The 21,751-nt window shown below is 43.7% G+C and carries 17 protein-coding genes and 1 other RNA gene; 2 read left to right on the plus strand and 16 right to left on the minus strand.

Annotated elements, in window-relative coordinates:
- The 6 genes from RWS39_RS07640 to RWS39_RS07665 form a co-directional block, all read right to left on the minus strand.
- Positions 1-1,465 (minus strand): KxYKxGKxW signal peptide domain-containing protein (locus RWS39_RS07640; RefSeq protein WP_314482104.1); only part of this gene is annotated, 1,465 nt, incomplete at its 3' end.
- A gap of 389 nt (positions 1,466-1,854) precedes the next feature.
- On the minus strand, positions 1,855-3,318 hold the full coding sequence (locus RWS39_RS07645; protein ID WP_314482106.1) for a cell division site-positioning protein MapZ family protein: 1,464 nt from the start codon (positions 3,316-3,318) through the stop codon (positions 1,855-1,857).
- A 12-nt stretch (positions 3,319-3,330) separates the two neighbouring features.
- Positions 3,331-4,485, minus strand: coding sequence for a THUMP domain-containing class I SAM-dependent RNA methyltransferase (locus tag RWS39_RS07650; protein WP_314482108.1), 1,155 nt, complete (start codon positions 4,483-4,485; stop codon positions 3,331-3,333).
- Between the two features lie 197 nt (positions 4,486-4,682).
- Positions 4,683-5,050: RNase P RNA component class B (rnpB, locus tag RWS39_RS07655), an RNA gene on the minus strand.
- 14 nt (positions 5,051-5,064) lie between these two features.
- Positions 5,065-5,409, minus strand: coding sequence for a cell division regulator GpsB (gpsB, locus tag RWS39_RS07660; RefSeq protein WP_062005712.1), 345 nt, complete (start codon positions 5,407-5,409; stop codon positions 5,065-5,067).
- A 71-nt stretch (positions 5,410-5,480) separates the two neighbouring features.
- Complete coding sequence (locus RWS39_RS07665; protein WP_314482109.1) at positions 5,481-6,008, minus strand: SLOG family protein; 528 nt, start codon at positions 6,006-6,008, stop codon at positions 5,481-5,483.
- 67 nt (positions 6,009-6,075) lie between these two features.
- On the opposite strand from RWS39_RS07665, the gene recU reads away from it, so the two are divergent.
- Positions 6,076-6,681 carry a Holliday junction resolvase RecU gene (recU, locus tag RWS39_RS07670; protein ID WP_045498594.1) on the plus strand — a complete coding sequence of 202 codons (606 nt, stop codon included), beginning with the start codon at positions 6,076-6,078 and terminating at the stop codon, positions 6,679-6,681.
- Entirely contained in the window at positions 6,674-8,830 is a 2,157-nt protein-coding gene (gene pbp1a / locus RWS39_RS07675) for a penicillin-binding protein PBP1A (RefSeq protein WP_314482110.1), read from the plus strand. The genes recU and pbp1a overlap by 8 nt, the downstream gene beginning before the upstream one ends.
- An 80-nt stretch (positions 8,831-8,910) precedes the next feature.
- Here pbp1a and pepC read toward each other — a convergent pair whose 3' ends face one another.
- From pepC to secA, 10 genes are all read right to left on the minus strand, one after another.
- On the minus strand, positions 8,911-10,257 hold the full coding sequence (gene pepC / locus RWS39_RS07680) for an aminopeptidase C (RefSeq protein ID WP_314482112.1): 1,347 nt from the start codon (positions 10,255-10,257) through the stop codon (positions 8,911-8,913).
- A 73-nt stretch (positions 10,258-10,330) separates the two neighbouring features.
- Positions 10,331-10,894 carry a GNAT family N-acetyltransferase gene (locus RWS39_RS07685; protein WP_125390779.1) on the minus strand — a complete coding sequence of 188 codons (564 nt, stop codon included), beginning with the start codon at positions 10,892-10,894 and terminating at the stop codon, positions 10,331-10,333.
- 47 nt (positions 10,895-10,941) lie between these two features.
- Positions 10,942-11,766 carry an ammonia-dependent NAD(+) synthetase gene (gene nadE, locus RWS39_RS07690; protein ID WP_314482114.1) on the minus strand — a complete coding sequence of 275 codons (825 nt, stop codon included), beginning with the start codon at positions 11,764-11,766 and terminating at the stop codon, positions 10,942-10,944.
- A complete protein-coding gene (locus RWS39_RS07695) occupies positions 11,763-13,223 on the minus strand; it encodes a nicotinate phosphoribosyltransferase (RefSeq protein WP_314482115.1) in 1,461 nt (486 codons plus the stop codon). The genes nadE and RWS39_RS07695 overlap by 4 nt, the downstream gene beginning before the upstream one ends.
- 311 nt (positions 13,224-13,534) lie before the next feature.
- On the minus strand, positions 13,535-15,574 hold the full coding sequence (recG, locus tag RWS39_RS07700) for an ATP-dependent DNA helicase RecG (protein ID WP_314482125.1): 2,040 nt from the start codon (positions 15,572-15,574) through the stop codon (positions 13,535-13,537).
- 6 nt (positions 15,575-15,580) lie between these two features.
- Positions 15,581-16,687 carry an alanine racemase gene (alr, locus tag RWS39_RS07705; RefSeq protein ID WP_285875645.1) on the minus strand — a complete coding sequence of 369 codons (1,107 nt, stop codon included), beginning with the start codon at positions 16,685-16,687 and terminating at the stop codon, positions 15,581-15,583.
- Positions 16,677-17,039 (minus strand): holo-ACP synthase, encoded by a 363-nt coding sequence (gene acpS / locus RWS39_RS07710; protein ID WP_314482117.1) that lies wholly within the window; start codon positions 17,037-17,039, stop codon positions 16,677-16,679. Before acpS ends, alr begins: the two co-directional genes overlap by 11 nt.
- A gap of 199 nt (positions 17,040-17,238) precedes the next feature.
- Positions 17,239-18,276 (minus strand): 3-deoxy-7-phosphoheptulonate synthase, encoded by a 1,038-nt coding sequence (locus RWS39_RS07715; protein WP_314482119.1) that lies wholly within the window; start codon positions 18,274-18,276, stop codon positions 17,239-17,241.
- 1 nt (position 18,277) lies between these two features.
- Positions 18,278-19,309, minus strand: coding sequence for a 3-deoxy-7-phosphoheptulonate synthase (locus tag RWS39_RS07720; protein WP_314482121.1), 1,032 nt, complete (start codon positions 19,307-19,309; stop codon positions 18,278-18,280).
- Between the two features lie 16 nt (positions 19,310-19,325).
- The coding region (gene secA / locus RWS39_RS07725; RefSeq protein ID WP_314482123.1) for a preprotein translocase subunit SecA at positions 19,326-21,751 on the minus strand (2,426 nt) is incomplete at its 5' end.

Below are 21,751 nucleotides of genomic sequence, written 5' to 3' on the forward strand. Positions count from 1 at the left end.
CATTAATAATCGAATTACGTGCTAAAGTAGCTTTTTGCACTACTGTTGTTAAATCACTAGTCGGATCAGCAAGGGCCTTTTCAATTTCTGTTAGCGCTGCATTGGCCTTAACAAGAGCTGAATCCGTATTTGGCAAACCAACTGCTTTTGCTAGATAGTCACCTATTTCAGCTGAAAGATTGGTCAACTTCCTACGGTTTTCTTCTTGTTGTTTAGCAGTGACTTCTGAAGATGCTAATGCAACCGCAGCAGCTTCAATTAAGCTAGTTGTGACAGAAGTTGATTGAACTCCACTAACACTATTCTTACCAGTAATTTCAGTTATTTTTAATTCAGCTGAGTCAATTTCAAGGTTCTTTGCTTCTTTTGAAGTAGAAGGTTGCTGGTCAATTGCTGTCGTCGATCCACTCTGTTCAACAGACAAACTTGACACTACAGAAACATTCGATCCACTTGTTGATTGACTGGCACTAGCAGAAGCACTGACAGGCTCTTTTGGTGAAGTGGTCACGTTCTTATCTACCGTTTGACTCTTCTCAGCTTGTTTGAGCGCATCCTTGCCTTGGGCTTGGTTCTTATCCGCTAGCACACCAGCGGCCAGGTTATTGCTGGTTGCTAGGGCTTGGCTATTGCTCAAAGTAGCGCTAGCTAAACTTTGTCCCGCACCAGATGAGACAAAGCTATCAGCAACATTGACTCTGACGTCCAGTGAGACAGAATTAGAAGCTGAGACGGAAGCATCAGCTACTGACGCGCTAGTTAGCACTTTATCCTGCTCTAGAGAAGTTGTATTGTTAGCACTTTCTAGCTTAGCGGGCGCTTTGCTCTCTGATACTTTTGCAGCAGGCGCAGTACTCGCTGATTTGCTAGTCAAGACTGAATTGCTAGCAGATACAGACTGGCTGATAGAAGTTGAATTACTAGCGGAAACTGATTGGCTGAGCGATTGACTAACAGACTGGCTAGTCGAGATACTAAGAGAGACTGACTCACTTGTAGAGACAGAATCACTGACTGACTGACTAACTGAAACAGAGGCCAACTCAGAAGCCTGTTCTGCTTTTGCTTTTCGCATTTCTGCTTGCGCTTGAGCAATGATCGAATTTGTACTTGCTTCTGCAGCTTCCTCATTGTCCTTGACTTCAGCTGAAATAACTGCTTTATCAGTAGATTCAGATATTTCATCTGCATAGACAGACTGCTCCTGAGTCACCATTAGCCCCGCTGCCCCAGCGGCTAATATCCCTCCCAGACCTGCAAGAGTATTGAGGCTCAGATGATCGTGATCAAGCTCTTCTGTATCTGACAAGTTGTTTGAGACAACTTCTCCCATTCCACCGATACGAAAAAGATCGAGTTGAGAATTTGAAGCTTTTACCCAATTTTTCCCAGACTTATAGAGCTTGTACCGCTTTTTTTCGTCAATAATCTCGAAATCCTTGTTATATTTCTTACTTCGAAACATCGTTTTCCTTTCCTTTTTCAACATGCCAGCCTTTGTTAATCTCATGACCATTAGCAAAGAAACTGACTCATTGCATGCTATAGTTTATAAGCAAAAATACACACTTTTTTACATTTTTATGTTAGGTGTCCTAATGCTCCAGATAGTATTTTAACAGAAATAAAACAAGAATTCAATCTATTGAAATCTTTATTTATTTAAAATAAGCTTGATAAATCAAGCTATTTTAAACTATCTATATTAACCTAGAGATTTAAACTATAGATTATTATAGGAATCAACAATAAGTAACTATTTATACAAAAAAAGCTAGACGGCTGACCCAAGATACTTGGCTCAGATCCGTCTAACTTTTTTATATATTTTGAATGGATTAGTGAGAAAGATGATTAATAATCTAAATCTTCTGCATACCCAGCTCCATTCCCTACAAAGTACCCTGTCTTACAGTTCATACTAAATAGATAAGTACCATCTGGTTTATAGAGATTGTAGTAGCCATTCCCCTTGACAATGTTAACTTTTTCAAGGATGAACTGGTCTCCTGTGATGTAGCCACGCTCACGAGACACCTTGAGGATTGTTTCCAAGACACCTGGATTGAAGGTCCAAGCAGGATTATTGACATCATCGATAGCTGCTTGATTGTAGGGTACACGGCTAAGGTGACGCTGGAGGTTGACTCCTGTACTTGGTAGTCCGATACCAGTTTCTGCATTTCTAATGCCACTAGGATCACTAGGCGCTGGATTAACAGTTGGCGGCGTTGATGGGGCTGCTGGTGCTGTAGAAGGCACTGACGGTTCCACTGTCGGACTAGGCGCTGGTGCTGGTAGCTGCTGACTGCGTCCTTGAGCAATAGCCGCCTTCAAGACTTCATCTAACTTGTTATTGCCTGTCGATACATCTGGAAGATTAGCGTTTTCTTTCACTTGGGCATCCGTCTTCAAGAGACCGTCAACAACGGCACCCGTATTGAATTGCGAATTGACACTTTGGATCGCTGAAATTTGCTTAACAAGATCATCATATTTCTTCTTAGCAGCTGTATATTCTGAGCTACCAGTCAAGACATCCAACTTAGCCTTCAACTTGTCCAAATCACCAAATTTGTCATTTTTGATAGCTGTCTGACTACTATCCGTAAAGAAGCTAGCATAAAGGTCTTCAAATTCTTTAGCAGCCTCTTTCTTAGCTTCGCTAGAACTTGCAGATTTCTTTTTGCTAGAAGAAACTGTCGAACTGGAACCAGTTGTCGACTTGTGACTCCCCCAACCTTGATGAAAATACCATGTCGTTCCAGCGGCAAGTGCCACAAGACCTAAGGCTGAGTATAGGAAGACTTTCTTCTTGTAGAAAGGCTTTGTCTCAGGCTCGTCCTCATCTTCAAACACTGTCGGAACTGGCTTTGATATCGGCTTTGTTGCTGGGATAATTGGTGCTTCAGCTGCAACTGTTAGCGCTGGTTGTGCAGCCTTTGCAGCCTCTACGTTTGCTGAATTTGCAGTTCCTGCTTTCACTGGCTGCACCGAAGGTGCTGCCACATTGGCAGTATTTTCCTTCGCCTGAGACTGACTCTTAAGCTGTTTGATGGTTTCTTGTATCAAAGCTTCTTTTTGTTGTGCCAGCTCTTCCATGATTCTCAGCTTTTGGGTTTCAAATTTCCCTGCTTCGATTTCATCTCGGTGTTGCTTGATGTATTTATCAAGGATATTGTCTCCTTCAGTCACACCTGCTTCGACTTCCTCGTTTTTCCGAGCAGCCTGACCGACCGTCATTTCTTTCGCATCTTCTAAGTCCAGAACGGTTTCTTTTGCTTCTTGCTCTGTTGGCATCTTTTCTTCTTTGCTCACAGCATTTCCTTTCTAATCCAGTTGTCTTTTGACCCTTTGGCCAAAGTATTGATATAAATCAACTTTTAAAGTACCATTGTAAAGTTTTCGCTTTTTATCCGCCTGACTGCCATATTTGGCTTCAAAGGCCTCATCACTGGTCAAGATAAATTTACTCCATGTCTTCAAAGGAGCAAAGGTTTGTCCCATTTCTTGATAAAGCTTGGTTACCGCATCATCGTCCAACAAACGCTCACCATAAGGCGGATTGGAAATAATGACACCATTGATCTTGTCCGTATGAAGGTCTTGCAGACGCATTTGCTTAAATTGAATCTGGTCAGCAACGCCCGCTTCTTCCGCATTTTTCTTGGCAATCTCTACCAGACGAGCATCCAAGTCAGAACCTGAAATATCCAGTTGGATGTCTTGGTCGATCTGAGCCAGAGCTTCTGCCCGAAGCTGACGCACCAAGTCCTTGTCTACCCAATTCCAGTCTTCAAAAGCAAAGGATCGGTGCAAACCTGGGGCCATCTTCATCCCAATCATAGCCGCTTCGATACAGAAGGTTCCTGATCCGCAAGTCGGGTCAATCAAGGGTTTGTCCGGATACCAGTTCGACAAAAGCAAAATCGCGGCTGCCATATTTTCCTTGATTGGTGCCCCGCCTTTTTCTGTCCGATAGCCACGCTTGAACAAGCTAGAACCACTGGTATCAATCATGACCGTCACTAAATCTTTCAAAATGGAAACTTCAATCTTAAATTCTGCTCCATTTTCCTGCAAAGGGACACCTTCTGGACGAGCATAATGCTTTTGCAGTTTTTTTACAACTGCTTTTTTTGAAATGGCTTGAACACTGGGCTCATTATGAAGTTTTGACTTGACGCATTTGGCTTTAGAAATGGGGAATTTGGCACCTAAGGGTAGATAATTTTCCCAGTCCAAAGCAAAGACACCTTGAAAAAGATCTTCAAATGTTTTAGCTGGAAATATTCCCACAACAATCTTAATCCGATCTGCTGAGCGCAGCCAGAGATTGGTTTGAATGATGGTAGCAATATCGCCACTAAAGCGAACACGGCCATTTTCAACCTGACAATCTAGACCCAAATCCCGAATCTCACGGCCAACCACAGCTTCTAGACCTGCTGCTGCAGTAGCAATTAAATTAAATCTTTCTTTCATTCTTTCTTACTCTATCACTATCCGCTTGGCCACGCCGTTAAAAACTAGCCTCAGCTAGAAAGCAGAATACTCTCGCTTGACGATCCTCTTGAGAAAAGCCTTACTTTCCTCATTTTATCCCTTCAGCTCAATTCTGTCCAAGGGGCTCTATATCTTAATCAAAAAGCTAGCATACGCTAGCTAACCTATGTGCAATTTTCTATAAGCCATGTTTTGTTCCAGAAATGACTAGGTACCATCTCCTTCGATAATCATCTGTCTACTGTTTCCAGTCAGAATGCTATGTTCGTTTCCACGCATTCCGTGCCCCGACCAAAGTTTGGGTTGCTAGCTTGAGGGGTTTACCGCGTTCCACTTCTTCTGTTTCCAGAAGAACTACGTCACTGTGGCACTTTCAGACCTATTCAGACCTATCTAAAGACTTAGCCTTTTCAGTCGCCGTAACGGATTGCTCCGTCCCTAGGCTTATTGTTTCGCCTAGCACAAACACTACCAGCATCACAGCCGGTGCTAGCATGGACTTTCCTCATGAAAATATTAAATCTTCACGCGATTATCCAAAAATTGCACTCTGCAACATTATTGCTCTTCGCTGTCCAGAATTTGCTTGCCAAAAACTTCCTTTTCCAAACGGCTTAAGCGTTTCAAAATATCGAAGTTAGTCGCTGTTCCCATCTGTGGCATCTCAATTGTTGGTTGAGCTGGCTGACTAGGCGTTGAAGGAGTAGCAGTTTCTTGATTCGATACTTGTTCCTTCAGAAGGGCAATCTCCTCACGTAACTCCTTTACCAAAGCGGCATAAGTTTCATAATCCTTGATTACATCATCTAAAAATTCATCCACTTCAGCCTTGCTATATCCTCGCACTTCACGCTTAAAGTCTTGATCAAAAATATCTTTTGCTGTATAAATAATACTCGCCATGCTCTCACTCCAATCTAGTTTATCATATCCAATTATATACGAAATCACCTATAAAAAGCAAGATTTATACCCTACTTTTCCGAAAAAATTTCTGCAACCTCATTCAAATCATCAAATGTTAATTTTTTGATAAAATACTGTTCTTGATTCTTCATCTCCCTGTAAAGATATTTAAGATTGGTCTCATTTTCCTCATCGTAAAACAGATAAGCTCCATCCGTATTTTGAAGCAAAAATTGATTATACTCACGAAACTGACTCGGATTTTGATAGCTAGGATAAGCATATTTGACAAAATCTACTTGTTTAAAATCCGCTAGTTTAGCCTGATTTGCTTCATTCCAATTCTTTCCTTGATCTTCAAAAAGAAAAATCGTAGCAATCTTGAAATTATAATCTTCTCTCAATTCCCGAGCGACCTCCAAAACCCAAGTTTCAAAACCTAGATTTCCCGTAAAGATGAGCCACTCCAATCCTTCATCCAGCAGGCGCCGCAAATCCCGTCTGACCGCCTCTTTGATGATCTTGATCCGCATGTCTTTTTCATTCATAATGCCAAGTTCAAAAGCCTTGTAACCTACAATTAATAGACTTGTCATTTATTCTCCCTCAAAAAATATTTTTATGATATAATAGGGTGATGTTATTGTACCAATAAGGAGTTTTATGGTCAACTACCCTCACAAGCTAAAGATAAAAAGTAAACTAGCCCATCCAGGTTCAAAGACGACTGTTAACTTTGCCAATCGTGGGATGTCTTTTGAGAAGATGATCAACGAATCCAACAACTACTATTTGAGTAGGGGGCTCGCTGTCATTCATAAGAAGCCGACACCCATTCAGATTGTCAAAGTGGATTATCCTCAACGCAGTCGTGCAAAGATTGTGGAGGCCTATTTTCGACAGGCATCCACGACTGATTATTCTGGTGTCTTTAAGGGACATTATATTGATTTTGAAGCCAAGGAAACACGGCAAAAAACAGCCATGCCTCTGAAGAATTTCCATCTACACCAGATTGAACATATGGAGGCTGTCCTTCAGCAAAAAGGAATCTGCTTTGTCTTACTGCACTTCTCTAGCTTGCGGGAGACTTATCTACTTCCGGCATCTTATCTCATTACATTTTATAAGATGGATAAAGGTGGAAAATCCCTTCCTTTGTCTTACATTCAAGAACATGGATTTTTAATCGAAACAAAGCAATTTCCAAGCATCCCTTACCTTGAAATTATCGAACAAAAACTACTAGGTGGTATCACAAATGAATAAACAAACCCTTTTGCAGGCCTTAAAATATCTTGCAACTGCCCTCTTATCTCTCTTTATCATTGGAGTTGTGACTGGCGTTTTTGTCTTCACATACTATGTTGCCAAGTCTCCTACCCTCTCTGAGAAGGACCTTGTCGCAACTACTTCAAGTAAGATTTACGATAGCGATAACAATCTGATTGCGGACCTCGGTTCTGAAAAGCGAGTCAATGCGTCAACAGACCAGATCCCTACACAGCTGGTAGATGCTATCGTTGCGATTGAGGACCACCGCTTCTTTAATCACCGTGGGGTTGATTTCATTCGGATAGGAGGAGCCTTCCTAAGCAATCTGAAAGGAGGCGGACGTCAAGGGGGATCTACCTTAACCCAGCAGTTGATCAAGTTGACTTATTTCTCCACTTCCTCAGCGGATGCTACCCTTTCTCGGAAAATCCAAGAAGCATGGCTGGCAACTCAACTTGAGCGAAAGGCTACCAAGCAAGAAATCCTGACCTACTATGTCAATAAAGTCTATATGTCCAATGGAAATTACGGGATGCAAACAGCTTCCCAAAGTTACTATGGCAAAGATTTGAAAGATTTGACCCTTCCTCAGATTGCCCTGCTTGCAGGAATGCCTCAGGCTCCTAACCAATATGACCCTTACACAAATCCAGAAGCTGCCACTCAGCGTCGTAATCTCGTATTATCTGAAATGTATGAACTCAAGTACATCTCACCAGAACAATACGAACAAGCTATCAATACACCAGTGACCGATGGCTTACAGAGCTTGAAAAATTCAGCTAGCTATCCTGCCTATATGGATAACTACTTGAAAGAAGTTATTGAGCAAGTCGAAGAAGAAACTGGCTACAATGTCCTTACGACTGGTATGGAAGTTTATACCAACGTTAATACCGAAGCACAGAAAAAATTGTGGGATATTTACAACACGGAAGAATATGTTGCTTATCCAGATGATGAACTGCAAGTGGCATCAACCGTTATGGATGTTACCAACGGGAAAGTCATTGCCCAACTGGGTGCTCGCCATCAGTCTTCCAACGTTTCTTTTGGTACCAACCAAGCAGTCGAAACGAATCGCGACTGGGGTTCTACCATGAAACCAATCACTGATTATGCCCCAGCCTTGGAATACAATGTTTTCACTTCCACCGCTGCCTCAATCCAAGATGCTCCTTACTATTTCCCTGGAACCTCTACTCCTGTCTATAACTGGGATAAACGCTATTATGGCTGGATTACTATCCAATACGCTATCCAAGAATCCCGTAACGTACCAGCCGTCAAATCGCTGGAAGCAGTCGGATTAGATAATTCATTGAAATTCCTCAATGGCCTTGGCATTAATTATCCTGAAATGCATTATTCTAATGCGATTTCAAGTAATACAAGCGAATCTGGTAACCAATACGGAGCAAGTAGCGAAAAAATGGCTGCTGCCTACGCTGCCTTTGCTAATGGCGGTACATATTACAAACCACAATATGTAAACCGAGTTGTCTTTAGCGACGGTACAGAAAAAGTCTTTTCAAATGGTGGTTCAAAAGCCATGAAAGAAACGACAGCCTACATGATGACAGACATGATGAAGACAGTTCTTCAGTCTGGAACTGGTACCAATGCTGCAATTCCAGGAGTCTATCAAGCAGGTAAAACTGGTACTTCCAACTATGCAGATGATGAGCTAGAGAAGTTGACAAAACCTTATTACAGTTCTAGCATTGTGACACCAGACGAGCTATTTGTTGGCTACACTCCACAATACTCTATGGCTGTTTGGACTGGTTACTCAAATCGCCTCACTCCTGTTTTAGACGATGGAGTTAAGGTAGCAACCGATGTTTACCGCTCTATGATGCTCTATCTGACAGGCTATAGCAATGAAGACTGGACACCACCAAGCGGACTTTTCCGTAGCGGATCCTATCTCTATCTCAATGGTACTTCTACTTACAGCCGCGCTTATACCCAATCATCTTCAAGCTCCACTTCTGAGTCAAGCTCAGAATCTTCAAGTCAAAGTACGAGCGAATCTAGCGAAGAACATAGTAGTACCAACTCTAGTTCCCAAACAAGTTCAATAAGTTCTGGAACAACCAGCAGCTCAACTAGTTCTAACCAAGGAACTGAACATCGTTAAACTAAAAAAGATTGGATTTTAGAAATCCAATCTTTTTTATGTTTAAATAAATCAATAGCTTTCTGCAATTGCTCATCCTATCAAATTATTTCGCCATTAGCAAGAGCTCCCATTGGATCCCACGGTGCTAGGACAATTGGATCAGCATTGTAGGCTGCCAACTCTTCTGGAGTCAATAATTCTTTTCTGACTACGATTTGGTAAGTATACTCATCCATCCAAGCATCGCTAGCGACAAAGTATCCCTTATCACCAACCTTTTCTCCCCAAGAATTTTCTACTTTCCATTTTTTAGCTTGACCCTTTTCATCCAAGTCCACTCCAGCCAGTACCATGGCATGGGTCATGAGGCTTTCGCTGTAATCAAGACGACCTGCTTTATCTTGGGTCAATTGGATATCCATGCTAGAGGTTAAATCATGCATACCTGCTTCCATGATACCAGCCTTGCGATTGCTGGATTGACCCACATCAGAGCCAAACCAAACGGTCTCACCAGCCTGCATCTGTGCAATAGCCAATTCCTTGAGCCGATTCATTTCTACATTCAAATAGCGAACAGGTTTACTGCCGACTACATTGCCCAACATTTCGACCGTGTAAGACTTGCCATAAGGTTTATCAGCAGTTGGCGCATTGATAATAGACACATAGTCATCTAGCTTGAGGTCTACATATTTTTGGTAAAAGGCCTGCGGAGTCAAATCAGCTTCCCTATGGTAGTTGCCGTCCTTGTCCCGATAAGCAAAGTCAAACTTCCGAGGAGGTAAGCCCAGCGACATTGCTAGGAAGTTGAAAATTTCCTGCAACAAAGCTTCTTTCTTGGCTTGTAGACTAGCTTCATCTGCACCACTCAGGGCCAGTTCGCGCAAGATTTGCGCATCCTGACGCAAGAGTTTATTGAGAATCTGATTGAGCTCACGGCTATTGCTAGAAGAAATTGACTCTGGATAGACTGACTTAGGCACGACGCCGTATTTCTCAAAAAGCGCCACGACCATATCCCACTGACCGCCATCCTGCTGAGGCGTATCTAGGAGAAACTTAACCTTGCGGCTAGTCAATTCTTGGTCAGCCGTTGCCAAAACCTGCTCTAAGAACCAGTTGGATTTTTCATATTTATCCCAAAAGAAGGTATGAGCCTGAGACAGCTCAAAATCTTCCAATTGGAAACCTGCAATCATCTTGTGGCGGAAGGTATTGAGAGCTGCAAACATCCAACAGCGGCCAGACGCTTTCTGGTCACTGACCTTATCTTTGGTAAGATCTAGTGAGAAAACAGGTGCATTTTCTACAGCAGCAGTCCGTTTTTCTAAAGAAATCAAAAGACCATTGTGGCTAATAGCATTTTCCATTGCCGCATACTTGGGATTGGCCTCATAAGCAGCGTACAACTTATCTGTAAAATCTTGTTTTAATGAATTCATAGAATCCTCCTTGTCATTATACATCTATTATAGAACTTTAAAAAAAGAGCGCAAGTAAAAAAGTTAGGCAAGCCTAACTTTTTCTTTTTAAATCTGATTTTAGGATCCCATAGACGGAAAAATCTTTGACTTGTCCTTTATGAAATATAGCCTGACGGAAAGTACCTTCGTAGCTCATGCCAGCTTTAGTCATAACACGCCCCGAAGCTGGATTGGCTGTTACAAATCTTGCTGTGACACGATTGAATCCTGCATCTTGCAAGAGATAGTTTAGAACAGCTTTCAAAGCTTCTGTCATCAGCCCTTGCCCCCAATAGTCTTTACTTAAAATATAACCGACCTCGCAAGCATTGACTGCTTCATCTCTATCTACCACACTAATATCACCAATCACTTGTTCAGGTTTTTCCTTCAGGCAGATGGCCCACTTGTAAAAATCCATGTTTTGATAATTCTCAACCCAGCGAGCAATAGACTGTTGGGTAACATCAGGACTCTCATGAGCATCCCAAGTCACATGCAGCAAATTATCCGGACGAGAAGCCCAATTGTCATACATAGCTTGAGCATCCGATTCCAGAAAAGGTCTTAGCAAAAGGCGTTTGGTTTCAATAGACTGTGTACCTGTCTTTTCCATAACTTCCTCATTTCTTGGCTCAGACTAAAAAGTTTCGATCGAGATTTTCACTTCCAAAATTCATCAAAAATTGTAATTGGCAAATGGCGTTTGTGCTGGCCTTTATGCCACCAAGACTCGATAGTTTCCTGGGCTTTGGCTGAAACGGACTTGCCTTCAAGATAATCGTCAATTTCATTGTAAGTCACGCCCAGAGCAACTTCATCCGCAATCCCAGGTTTTTCTTCTTCCAAATCAGCCGTCGGAACCTTCTCATAAAGAGCTGGATCGGCACCCAAAGCAATCAAAAGCTGTTTACCTTGGCGTTTATTGAGACGATAAAGGGGCACAATATCTGCTCCGCCATCTCCGAACTTGGTGAAAAAGGCTGTAACATTTTCTGCTGCATGGTCGGTCCCAATGACAGCTCCGCTATATGAACCAGCCAAAGCATACTGGGCAATCATGCGGCTGCGGGCCTTAATATTGCCCTTGTTAAAGTCAGAGACTTTGGCACCTGTTGCCTCCACAGCAGCTGTCATGGCATCAGCGGATTCCTTAATATTGACTGTCAGACTGAGATCAGGCTGGATGAAAGCCAGAGCCTTTTGGGCATCATCTTCATCTGCTTGAACGCCGTAAGGCAGGCGGACAGCGATAAAACGATAGCTCTCATCTCCTGTCTCTGCCCGCATTTCTTCTACGGCTAGCTGGGCTAAACGACCAGCCAAGGTTGAGTCTTGACCACCAGAAATGCCCAGAACATAGCTTTTCAAAAAAGGATGTTTTCTCAGATAGGCCTTGAGAAAGTCCACTGTCTTACGGATTTCTTCCTCTGGGTCAATGACGGGCTTGACGCCCAGTTGACGGATGATTTCTTCTTGTAGGCTCATTTTTCTGCTCCTGTCTGGTAAGCTTTCTTGCGCATCTGGTCAATCAAGTCCATCTTGTCCTGCCAAATATCACGCGCCAAGTCGACCGGATAATCTTGTGGATTGAGGACCCGCTTGTACTCGTCCCAGAGTTTGTCAAATTCTCGGCGGGCATAGTCCTGAATCTCAGACAGACTCGGCAAATCGTAAACGAGCTGACCTACTTTATAAATATCTACTAAGAGCGGCACTGCATCAAAATTCTTGACTGTTTTATTGATATAAGTATAAGTCGGATGGAACATTTCGAGCTCTTCCTGATGATTGACATCCACGCCATCATAAGTGATGTAGTCGCCCTCAGACTTGCCTTTTTCACGGCTGGTAATCCGCCAAACCTGCTTCTTGCCCGGAGTCGAAACTTTTTCAGCATTGTTAGAGAGCTTGATGGTGTTGCGCAAGTGCCCATTCTCATCTTCAATCGCTACAATTTTGTAAACGGCACCCAGAGCTGGCTGATCGTAAGCGGTAATCAGCTTGGTTCCCACGCCCCAGACATCAATCTTGGCCTTTTGCATTTTTAAGTTGAGGATGGTATTCTCATCCAAATCATTGGAAGCGTAGATTTTAGCATTTGGGAAGCCCGCTTCATCTAACTGCTGGCGAACTTTTTTGGAAATATAGGCTAGGTCTCCAGAATCGATCCGCACGCCCAAAAAATTGATTTTATCCCCAAATTCACGCGCTACACGGATGGCCGTAGGAACCCCGATCCGAAGCGTATCGTAGGTGTCTACCAAGAACACACAGTCCCGATGAGTGCTTCCATAAGCCTTGAAAGCCTCGTAATCATTACCATAAACCTGCACAAGTGCATGGGCATGCGTCCCCAGAACAGGAATATCAAAGAGCTTGCCTGCCCGAACATTGCTGGTCCCATTGGCTCCGCCGATAACGGCTGCCCGTGTTCCCCAAATCGCCGCATCCATTTCCTGAGCACGACGGGTACCAAACTCCATCAACGGCTCATCTTCGATCACAGAGCGGATGCGAGCTGCCTTGGTCGCAATCAAGGTTTGGAAATTCACAATATTTAAAATCGCCGTTTCTACCAACTGACATTGAGCCAGCGGCCCTTCGACCTGAACAATCGGTTCATTGGCAAAAACCAAATCTCCTTCTTTAGCAGAACGCACGGTCAGCTGCATCTTGAAATCACGTAAATACTCTAAGAAAGCTCCGTTATAGCCCAAGGACGCTAAATAGTTCAAATCTGTCTGACTGAATGTCAAATCATTCAGATAAGCCACAATCCTCTCTAAGCCCGCAAAAACAGCATAGCCATTATTAAAAGGATTCTTGCGAAAATAGACTTCAAAAACAGCACGCTTATTATGGATACCCTCGTTGAAATAAACCTGCATCATATTGATTTGATATAAGTCTGTATGTAAAGTCAAACTGTCATCTGGAAACATAATTGAGCTCCTTTTATCATAGTTATTCTATATTATAACATAAATTGTAAAAAAGCCTTGATCCAATAGCAAAATACCTCCAGAATTTCTTCCAGAGGTATCTTCTTTTATCTTTCACTTGGAAATATTAAATTCCATAAGTCTTGTTCACGCGGCGCATCTGTTTGAATTCTTTTTTATAGGTTACTTTAACTGCTACTTTCATTTTTGCCACCTCGTTTCTTTTGATGCTTTTATTATAGGCCTCAAAGCTTAAGGAAGGCTTAGAATTTTCTTGCAGAAAGCTTAAACGAAATCCAAACTTTATCTCGCTAATCCAGATAATCGCGTTTTTCGAGATGCAGGGATACCAAGTGCCAATTGGCATCCTGCCGCCAGCTAGGATTAGCGACGATTTGGCTGGCTACCTTGCGCGCTTCTTCTAAAATGGGATAGTCCTCCACGATGTCCGCTACCTGAAACTCTGGAATACCAGACTGACGGGTACCGAAAATTTCACCTGAACCACGCATCTTGAGGTCTTCCTCAGCCAGAACAAAGCCATCTGTTGTCTCGGTCATAATTTTCATGCGTTTCTTCCCAGACTCCGTCTTGGGATTGGCAACCAGAACGGCATAAGACTGCTTATTTCCCCGACCAACTCGGCCCCGCAGCTGATGAAGCTGGCTGAGCCCGAAGCGGTCAGCATCCATGATAACCATGATGGTCGCATTCGGAACATTGACGCCGACTTCAATGACTGTAGTCGACACTAGAATATCCGTTTTCCCATCCTTGAAGTCCTGCATAATGGCTTCTTTTTCGTCATTTTTCATGCGGCCGTGAAGGAGAGCCACCTGAGCCTGATTGGCAAAGTAGGCCTTGAGTTCTTCCTCTAGAGCAATCGCGTTTTTCAAGTCCAAGGCCTCTGATTCCTCAATCAAGGGAGAAATAAAGTAGACTTGGGCACCCTTGGCCAGCTCTTTTTTCATCCAGTCCAAGACCACTTCCAACTGCTCGTGCTTGACCCAGCGAGTAATAATAGGCTTGCGGCCAGCCGGCATCTGGTCGATAATAGAGACATCCATATCACCAAAAGCGGTAATGGCCAAAGTCCGAGGAATAGGCGTGGCTGTCATCATGAGAACGTCTGGATTATTCCCCTTTTCCCGCAAAATCCGACGCTGGTCCACCCCAAAACGATGCTGCTCATCAATAATGACCAAGCCCAGTTGATGATAGACCACCCCTTCCTGAATCAAGGCATGGGTGCCGACCACCATATCTACTTGCCCCGACTCTATGGCAGCTAAAGTCTCTCTGCGTTCAGCGGCTTTCATACCGCCAGTTAGGAGAGCCAAATTCAGTTCAGGAAAGAGCTGAGTCAGGCTGTCCAGATGCTGCTCAGCCAAGATTTCTGTCGGCACCATCAAAGCCGACTGATAGCCTGCCGTATAAGCAGCATACATGGCCAAGCCAGCCACAACAGTCTTACCACTACCAACATCTCCCTGCAGGAGGCGGTTCATGTGGCCAGGCAACTGCAAATCACTGAGAATTTCTTCCAGACTCCGCTCCTGAGCTTCCGTCAGAGAAAATGGCAAGGCAGCCTTCTTTTGAGCCAGCATTTTTTCCTGCCAAGGGATAGCCAGTCCCTGGCTGACATCCTTGGTCTCATGCTTCAGAACCTGCAGCTGCATCTGAAAATAAAAAAGTTCTTCAAACTTGACTCGACGCAAGGCCTGCTTATATTCCGCCAAATCCTTGGGAAAGTGCATGGCACGCACGGCTTGAATCCGCCCCAAAAGCTGGTAGCGCTCCAGAAGGATCGGGGGAAGATTTTCCTCCAATAACTGATCTAGACCTTGGTCAAAGGCCGCCTTAATCAGTTTAACTAGACTGACCTGACTAATCCCTTGGGCAACTCGATAAACTGGCTGCAAGTCGTCTTCAACCTGAGCTAACACCTTCATCCCCGTTAGACTAGCCTTGGCCTTATCCCATTTACCAAAAATAGCCACCGTTGCTCCCAGCTCAATCTTATCTGCCAGATAAGGCTGGTTGAAAAAATTGACTGCAATCGCGACTTCTCCCTGCTTGATCGTAAAACGCATGCGATTGCGCTTGTAGCCATAATACTGAACATTAGCTGGAGTCGCGACGATCCCAGAAATGACCGCCTTTTCCCCATCCTCTAAGTCGAGGAAATTCTTGCTCTTAAAGTCCTCATAGCGAAAAGGAAAATAGAGCAGGAGATCCTGTAGGCTCTCAAGGCCTAATTTTTTAAATTTTTCAGCCGATTTTGGCCCCACTCCTGGCAGGACTGTCAAAGCCTGATGCAGATTCATCCTGTCTCCTTTCCTCTTCTTGATTGTCTTTTACTTTTTATACTCTCTCGGTACCCTGTCGCTGATTAAGCAGACTACTTCATAATTGATCGTACCACGCTCTTCTGCCACATCCGTTGCTGTGATAAGCTCGGCGCCGCTCTGACCAATCAAGACTACCTGCGTTCCCAAAGGGTAGACTTGAGGTAGACGCACTGTGATCTGATCCATAGAAACCCGACCGACAATTGGACAGCGCTGACCATCGATCAAGACATCAAAGCCCTGCATGTCGCGGGTCCAGCCATCAGCATAACCCATAGGAATGGTTCCAATGATTTGCTGACTATCACTGGTATAGGTCGCCCCATAGCCGACATGGGCACCCGCTTGAATTTCTTTGACGTGAACCAAGGCAGATTCTAAACTCAGAGCTGGTTTGACCTCATAAGGCAAGTCCAGCACTCGTCCGCTAGGATTCAGCCCGTAAATAATATCTCCCAGCCGAACAGCATTCATAATCGTTTCACTATGCCAAAGAGTTGTGGCAGAGTTACTAGCATGCACAATCGGCGGCAAGAAAGCTAACTCACTCAAAATCTCTTTAAAGCGACTTAATTGAGCTACAAAATGACTCGCATCTCTTTCATCAGCAGTTGCAAAATGAGTGAAAATTCCTTCTACCACAGCTCCTGCTGCTTGCAAGCGGCTAATTGCTTGCTGGGCTTCTTGACTATCACGGAAGCCAATGCGTCCCATGCCTGAATCAATCTTGATATGAACAGTCAAGCCGGTCAGATTAGCTTGCTGGCTCAAGAGCTCCTCCAGCCAAGCTAGGCTGGCTACCGTCAAGGTAATCTGTTGCTGGATCGCTAAAGACACAGCCTCTAGTGAAGAAACACCCAAAATAAGAATGGATTTAGCAATGCCAGCTTCTCGTAGTTCTAGGGCTTCGTCAATATTAGACACACAAAAACCATCTACAAGCGGCTGAATATACTGAGAGACAGGAACCGCACCATGTCCATAAGCATTGGCCTTGACTACTGCCCACTTCTGGACCGACTGGGGAATATGAGCCGCAATTTGCTCAACATTAAATGCAATAGCAGACAGGTCTATGACTGCTTTAGTGGGTCTATGTAGACTAGCTTTCATTGTCTTCCTCCAAAATCACACTGGCGGTCACCAGATTTCCAGCATGACTGATTGATAGCCATACCGAACCAGCAAAGGGGGACTTGCTAAAATAAGGTGCCCCCTTATCATCATTTAAAATTTCCAAATCTTGAAAAGTCACAGGGCCAATACCGGTTCCCCAAGCCTTGGCAAAAGCTTCTTTAGCTGACCAGCGGCCTGCCAAATATTCCAGCTTTCGCTTGCCCTTTAAGGAACCAAACCGAGCCAACTCCTGAGCTGTCAAGATTTTCTCAGCAAAGCGCTCATTCTTCTCGTAGGCCCGAGCAATGCTGGAAATCTCTTCTATATCTATTCCATGTCCTCTTATCATACTTCTATTAAGAATACAAGACAAGGCTCTTCTCCCAAGGAGATTGAAAGAAAATCTAATTTCGACAAGGCAAACCGATGAGAATGACACTGAAATGCATCAAAGAGGTTTAACATCATCAAAATTAGATTTTCATAGAGTATGAGCTTGCCTATATTCGTTAGTAGACTCTTATCAAAAGCCTACTAATCCTTTCTTTTTAAGCTTCTTTTTCTAAGGTCTCATAGATTTCCTGAATGAGCTTCTCTGTCTTGTCCCAGCCCAAGCAAGGATCGGTAATGGACTTACCAAAGACTTCTGGCTCATTCTGGCGTCCATCCTCCAAATAGGATTCAATCATGAAACCACGCACCGCCTTCTTGATTTGCTCATTCCAAGCACAGTTGATCAGAGTCTGACGGATAATCCGGATCTGCTCCAAATACTGCTTTCCAGAATTGTCATGATTGGTATCAATCAGGATAAAAGGATTGGACAGTTTCATTTCTTCATAGCGTTTGATCACATCCAGAAGATTTTCGTAATAGAAGTTAGGCTTGTTCTTACCGTACTCATCTAAAGCACCTCGCAAAATCACATGCGCCAAAGGATTACCTAGAGTTTCCATTTCTTGACCATGATAAAGGAAGATTTGCTTATTTTGAGCAGCATAGACGGCATTAAACATGACTCCAAGATTGCCAGATGTTGGATTTTTCATACCAACCGGAGCGTCAATGCCAGACGCTACAAAGCGATGTTCTTGGTCCTCAACCGAACGAGCGCCTACGGCATGGTAACTGACCAAATCATCTACCAGCACTAGATTAGAAGGATAGAGCATTTCATCAGCAGTCGTCAAGCCTGTCTCAGTAATAACTCGGTAATGCAACTGGCGCACTGCCTTCAGTCCATTGATCAAGCTTGGACTTTTTGAAGCATCTGGCTGGTGAACGAGCCCTTTATAGCCGTCACCATTAGTCCGAGGCTTGGCAGTATAGACCCGCATGACGATAAAAATCTTATCCGCTACCTTCTGCTGCAGGTCAGCCAAGCGGCGAGCGTACTCCAGCACCGCCTCTTCATTGTCAGATGAGCAGGGGCCGATAACCAGGAGCAAGCGTTGATCTTCTCCCTTGATGATGGCAGCCAATTCCTGATCGCGCTGATTCTTCTTTTGTAGAGCTTGGTCTGACAAAATCGTTGCAGACTTGATCTGCTCGATGTCAATTTCCTGACCTTTTGCTATAAATGCCATATTATTTACCTAGTGTGTCGTATATCTCATGGACGAGTTCGACCGTCTTGTCCCAGCCTAGGCATGGATCTGTAATAGACTTGCCAAAGACTTCTGGTTCATTTTGTCGACCATCTTCCAAGTAAGATTCTATCATAAAGCCACGAACAACCTTCTTGATTTTATCATTCCAGTCGCGGTTGATCAAAGTCTGACGGACAATACGGACTTGCTCCAAATACTGCTTGCCAGAGTTATCATGATTAGTATCAATAATGATAAATGGATTTTCTAAGCCCATTTTTTCATACTGGGCGATTGTATCCAGCAGATTATCATAATAGTAGTTTGGAATGTTCTTCCCATATTCATTGATGGCACCACGCAGAATCGCATGAGCCAAAGGATTTCCACTCGTTTCTACTTCCCGATTTGCAAAGAGGAAGCTCTGCTTGTTCTGAGCCGCATAAATGCCATTAAACATAACATTTAGATTTCCAGATATTGGATTTTTCAAACCAGTCGGGAAATCCGCTCCACTGGCTACAAACCGGTGCTGCTGATCTTCAACAGAACGAGCACCGATCGCCATATAGGAAATCAAATCATCTACTAGGGGAAGATTTTCTGGATAAAGCATCTCGTCAGCCGTCGTCATTCCAGTTTCTGAAATCACACGGTAATGCAGATTGCGTACCGCCTTAATCCCGTTGATTAGGCTAGGTGCCGCTGTCGCATTAGGCTGGTGAATCAAGCCCTTGTAGCCATCACCATTGGTTCGTGGCTTGGCTGTATAAACCCGCATCACCATAAAGATCCGATCTTTGACTTCTTCCTGAAGAGCTGCCAAACGCTTAGCGTATTCCAAGACAGCTTCTTCATTGTCTGAGGAGCAAGGACCGATAACCAAAAGGATGCGATCATCCTTACCGCGGATAATGGCCTCTAGTTGGCGATCCCGCTCTTGCTTACGAGCTAGAATAGAACCTTCTAACTTAGCAAGCTGACGCACTTCTGCTACATTGATTGGTTGACTAGTTGCTTTAAAGGCCATCTTCTCTCCTTATAAACTACTTCTTGCGGCCATGACAGTTTTTAAATTTCTTACCTGAACCACATGGACATAAATCATTTCTTTTTACAGAGGATAAATCAACATTTTTTGGAAGATTTGGGTTTTGGGCAGCAATATTGCGAGTAGCTGTCGTGCTGATACTGTGCTCTGTACGTGGACGTTCTTGCTCATGAATTTGTGCTTTCATCATGAGACGAGTCACATCAAACTCGATAGAGCCAATCATGTCATTAAACATCCGGAAACCTTCTGCCTGATACTCAACAACTGGGTTGTTCTGAGCATATCCGCGAAGTCCCACAGCCTGACGCAATTGATCCAAGGCGTCGATATGATCTGTCCATTTATTATCTACAACTCGTAGAATCAGCACTTTTTGGAACTCTTGGACTGCTTCTTCATCCCGAAGCTTAGAAATCTGATTGTCATAAACTTCAGAAGCACGCTCCATCAAGTAATCTTTGATTTCTTGCTTGGATTTACCTTCTAAATCATCAGCTGAGATAGAATCCTCTGCTACAAGATTATATTTAGCAAAATTCAGAATCGCTTCAATTCTTTCATCATGGTCTGAATGGCTGCTGCCATCTACAATCCGATTAATCGTCCGACGGATCATGGCATGAATTTCTGGAGCCAAATCACGGTCTGCTGTGATGACGTCATAGCGTTGAGAATAGATAATTTCACGTTGTTCACGCATGACATCGTCATATTGAAGGACTTGCTTCCGAGTATCGTAGTTATTGCCTTCAACCCGTTTTTGGGCTGCTTCCACCTGACGCGTCAGCATCCGAGACTTGATGACGGACTCTTCTTCGCTCAAATTCATCCGGTCAAGCAAGGCCTTAATACGCTCTGAACCGAAACGTTTCATCAAATCGTCTTCGAGAGATAGGTAGAATTGTGATTCGCCTGGATCACCTTGACGACCTGAACGTCCACGAAGCTGGTTATCAATCCGGCGGCTTTCATGGCGCTCTGTACCAATGACACAAAGTCCACCCAATTCACGGACACCTTCACCTAGCTTGATATCGGTACCACGTCCAGCCATATTGGTCGCGATGGTAATAGCTCCACGCTGACCAGCATTCATGATAATCTGTGCTTCTTTATAGTGGTTTTTAGCATTCAGAACTTCATGAGGAATTCCTGCAGCCACCAATTTTTGAGAAAGATAGTCACTCGTGTCAACCGATACTGTACCGACCAAGACAGGTTGACCTGTTTTGTAACGTTCCTTGACGTCTTCCACGACTGCTTTAAACTTCGCTTCCAAGCTAGGATACAGCAAATCTGGATGGTCAATACGTTGGACCGGACGGTTAGTTGGAATTGGAATTACGCGAATATTATAAATTTCACGGAATTCTTCTTCTTCTGTTTTACCAGTCCCTGTCATCCCTGACAGCTTTTTATACATACGGAAAAGGTTCTGGTAGGTAATCGAAGCAGATGTCTTTGATTCTTCTTGGATAGGCACAGCTTCTTTTGCTTCAATCGCTTGGTGGAGTCCATCAGAGAAACGACGACCTTCCATTGTACGTCCAGTAAATTGGTCAACGATGAGGATTTCCTGCTTTTCGCTCACAACATAATCCACATCTAAGGTCATAATATAGTTAGCACGTAAGGCATTGTCGATAAAGTGCGTTAAAGCAACATTCTCAAGGTCGTATAGATTTTCTAAGTTAAAGTAACTTTCAGCCTTATCAATACCAGAATCTGACAAACCAATCGTCTTAGATGGGATATCAATGATATAATCATCTTTTTGAAGTGTTTTCACAAAGCTATCTGCTCTGTAATAAAGCTGATTCGTATCAGAAGCTGTCGGTCCTGACACGATCAATGGCGTACGCGCTTCGTCAATCAAGATAGAATCCACCTCGTCAACCAAGGCATAGTTCAGCGGACGCTGTACCATATTTTCAGCCCGAACCACCATGTTATCGCGCAGGTAGTCAAAACCAATTTCAGAGTTGGTTGAGTAGGTGATATCACAAGCATAAGCTTCTCTTTTTTCCATTGGTGACTTAGATGCTAGATTGATACCAACAGAAAGTCCCAACCAAGAATAAAGTTCACCCATCTCAGTCGCATCACGTTCTGACAAGTATTCATTGACTGTAACAACGTGAACTCCTTGACCAGATAAGGCATTCAGGTAAACAGGCATAGTTGCTGTCAGGGTTTTTCCTTCCCCCGTACGCATTTCTGGCACATCACCATGGTGAAGGACAATCCCCCCCATAATCTGAACCTTATATGGGAAAAGACCTAAGACACGCTTAGCTCCTTCGCGGACAACTGCAAATGCTTCAAACAAAAGTTGATCTAGCGTTTCACCATTTGCATAGCGTTCCTTAAATTCAACCGTTTTTGCTTGCAATTCTTCATCGGTCAAGGCTGCCATTT

Origin of the sequence: Streptococcus cristatus, assembly GCF_963529205.1 — a bacterium.
In the GTDB taxonomy this organism is placed as follows: Bacteria; Bacillota; Bacilli; order Lactobacillales; family Streptococcaceae; genus Streptococcus; species Streptococcus cristatus_O.

Bases quoted from the DNA above. Each gene is read 5' to 3' on its own strand.
- acpS (WP_314482117.1), bottom strand. From the start codon at position 17,039: ATGATAAGAGGACATGGAATAGATATAGAAGAGATTTCCAGCATTGCT.
- pepC (WP_314482112.1), bottom strand. From the start codon at position 10,257: ATGAATTCATTAAAACAAGATTTTACAGATAAGTTGTACGCTGCTTAT.
- RWS39_RS07685 (WP_125390779.1), bottom strand. From the start codon at position 10,894: ATGGAAAAGACAGGTACACAGTCTATTGAAACCAAACGCCTTTTGCTA.
- RWS39_RS07720 (WP_314482121.1), bottom strand. From the start codon at position 19,309: ATGGCCTTTAAAGCAACTAGTCAACCAATCAATGTAGCAGAAGTGCGT.
- RWS39_RS07695 (WP_314482115.1), bottom strand. From the start codon at position 13,223: ATGTTTCCAGATGACAGTTTGACTTTACATACAGACTTATATCAAATC.
- RWS39_RS07650 (WP_314482108.1), bottom strand. From the start codon at position 4,485: ATGAAAGAAAGATTTAATTTAATTGCTACTGCAGCAGCAGGTCTAGAA.
- nadE (WP_314482114.1), bottom strand. From the start codon at position 11,766: ATGAGCCTACAAGAAGAAATCATCCGTCAACTGGGCGTCAAGCCCGTC.
- gpsB (WP_062005712.1), bottom strand. From the start codon at position 5,409: ATGGCGAGTATTATTTATACAGCAAAAGATATTTTTGATCAAGACTTT.
- alr (WP_285875645.1), bottom strand. From the start codon at position 16,687: ATGAAAGCTAGTCTACATAGACCCACTAAAGCAGTCATAGACCTGTCT.
- pbp1a (WP_314482110.1), top strand. From the start codon at position 6,674: ATGAATAAACAAACCCTTTTGCAGGCCTTAAAATATCTTGCAACTGCC.
- RWS39_RS07665 (WP_314482109.1), bottom strand. From the start codon at position 6,008: ATGACAAGTCTATTAATTGTAGGTTACAAGGCTTTTGAACTTGGCATT.
- RWS39_RS07715 (WP_314482119.1), bottom strand. From the start codon at position 18,276: ATGGCATTTATAGCAAAAGGTCAGGAAATTGACATCGAGCAGATCAAG.
- recU (WP_045498594.1), top strand. From the start codon at position 6,076: ATGGTCAACTACCCTCACAAGCTAAAGATAAAAAGTAAACTAGCCCAT.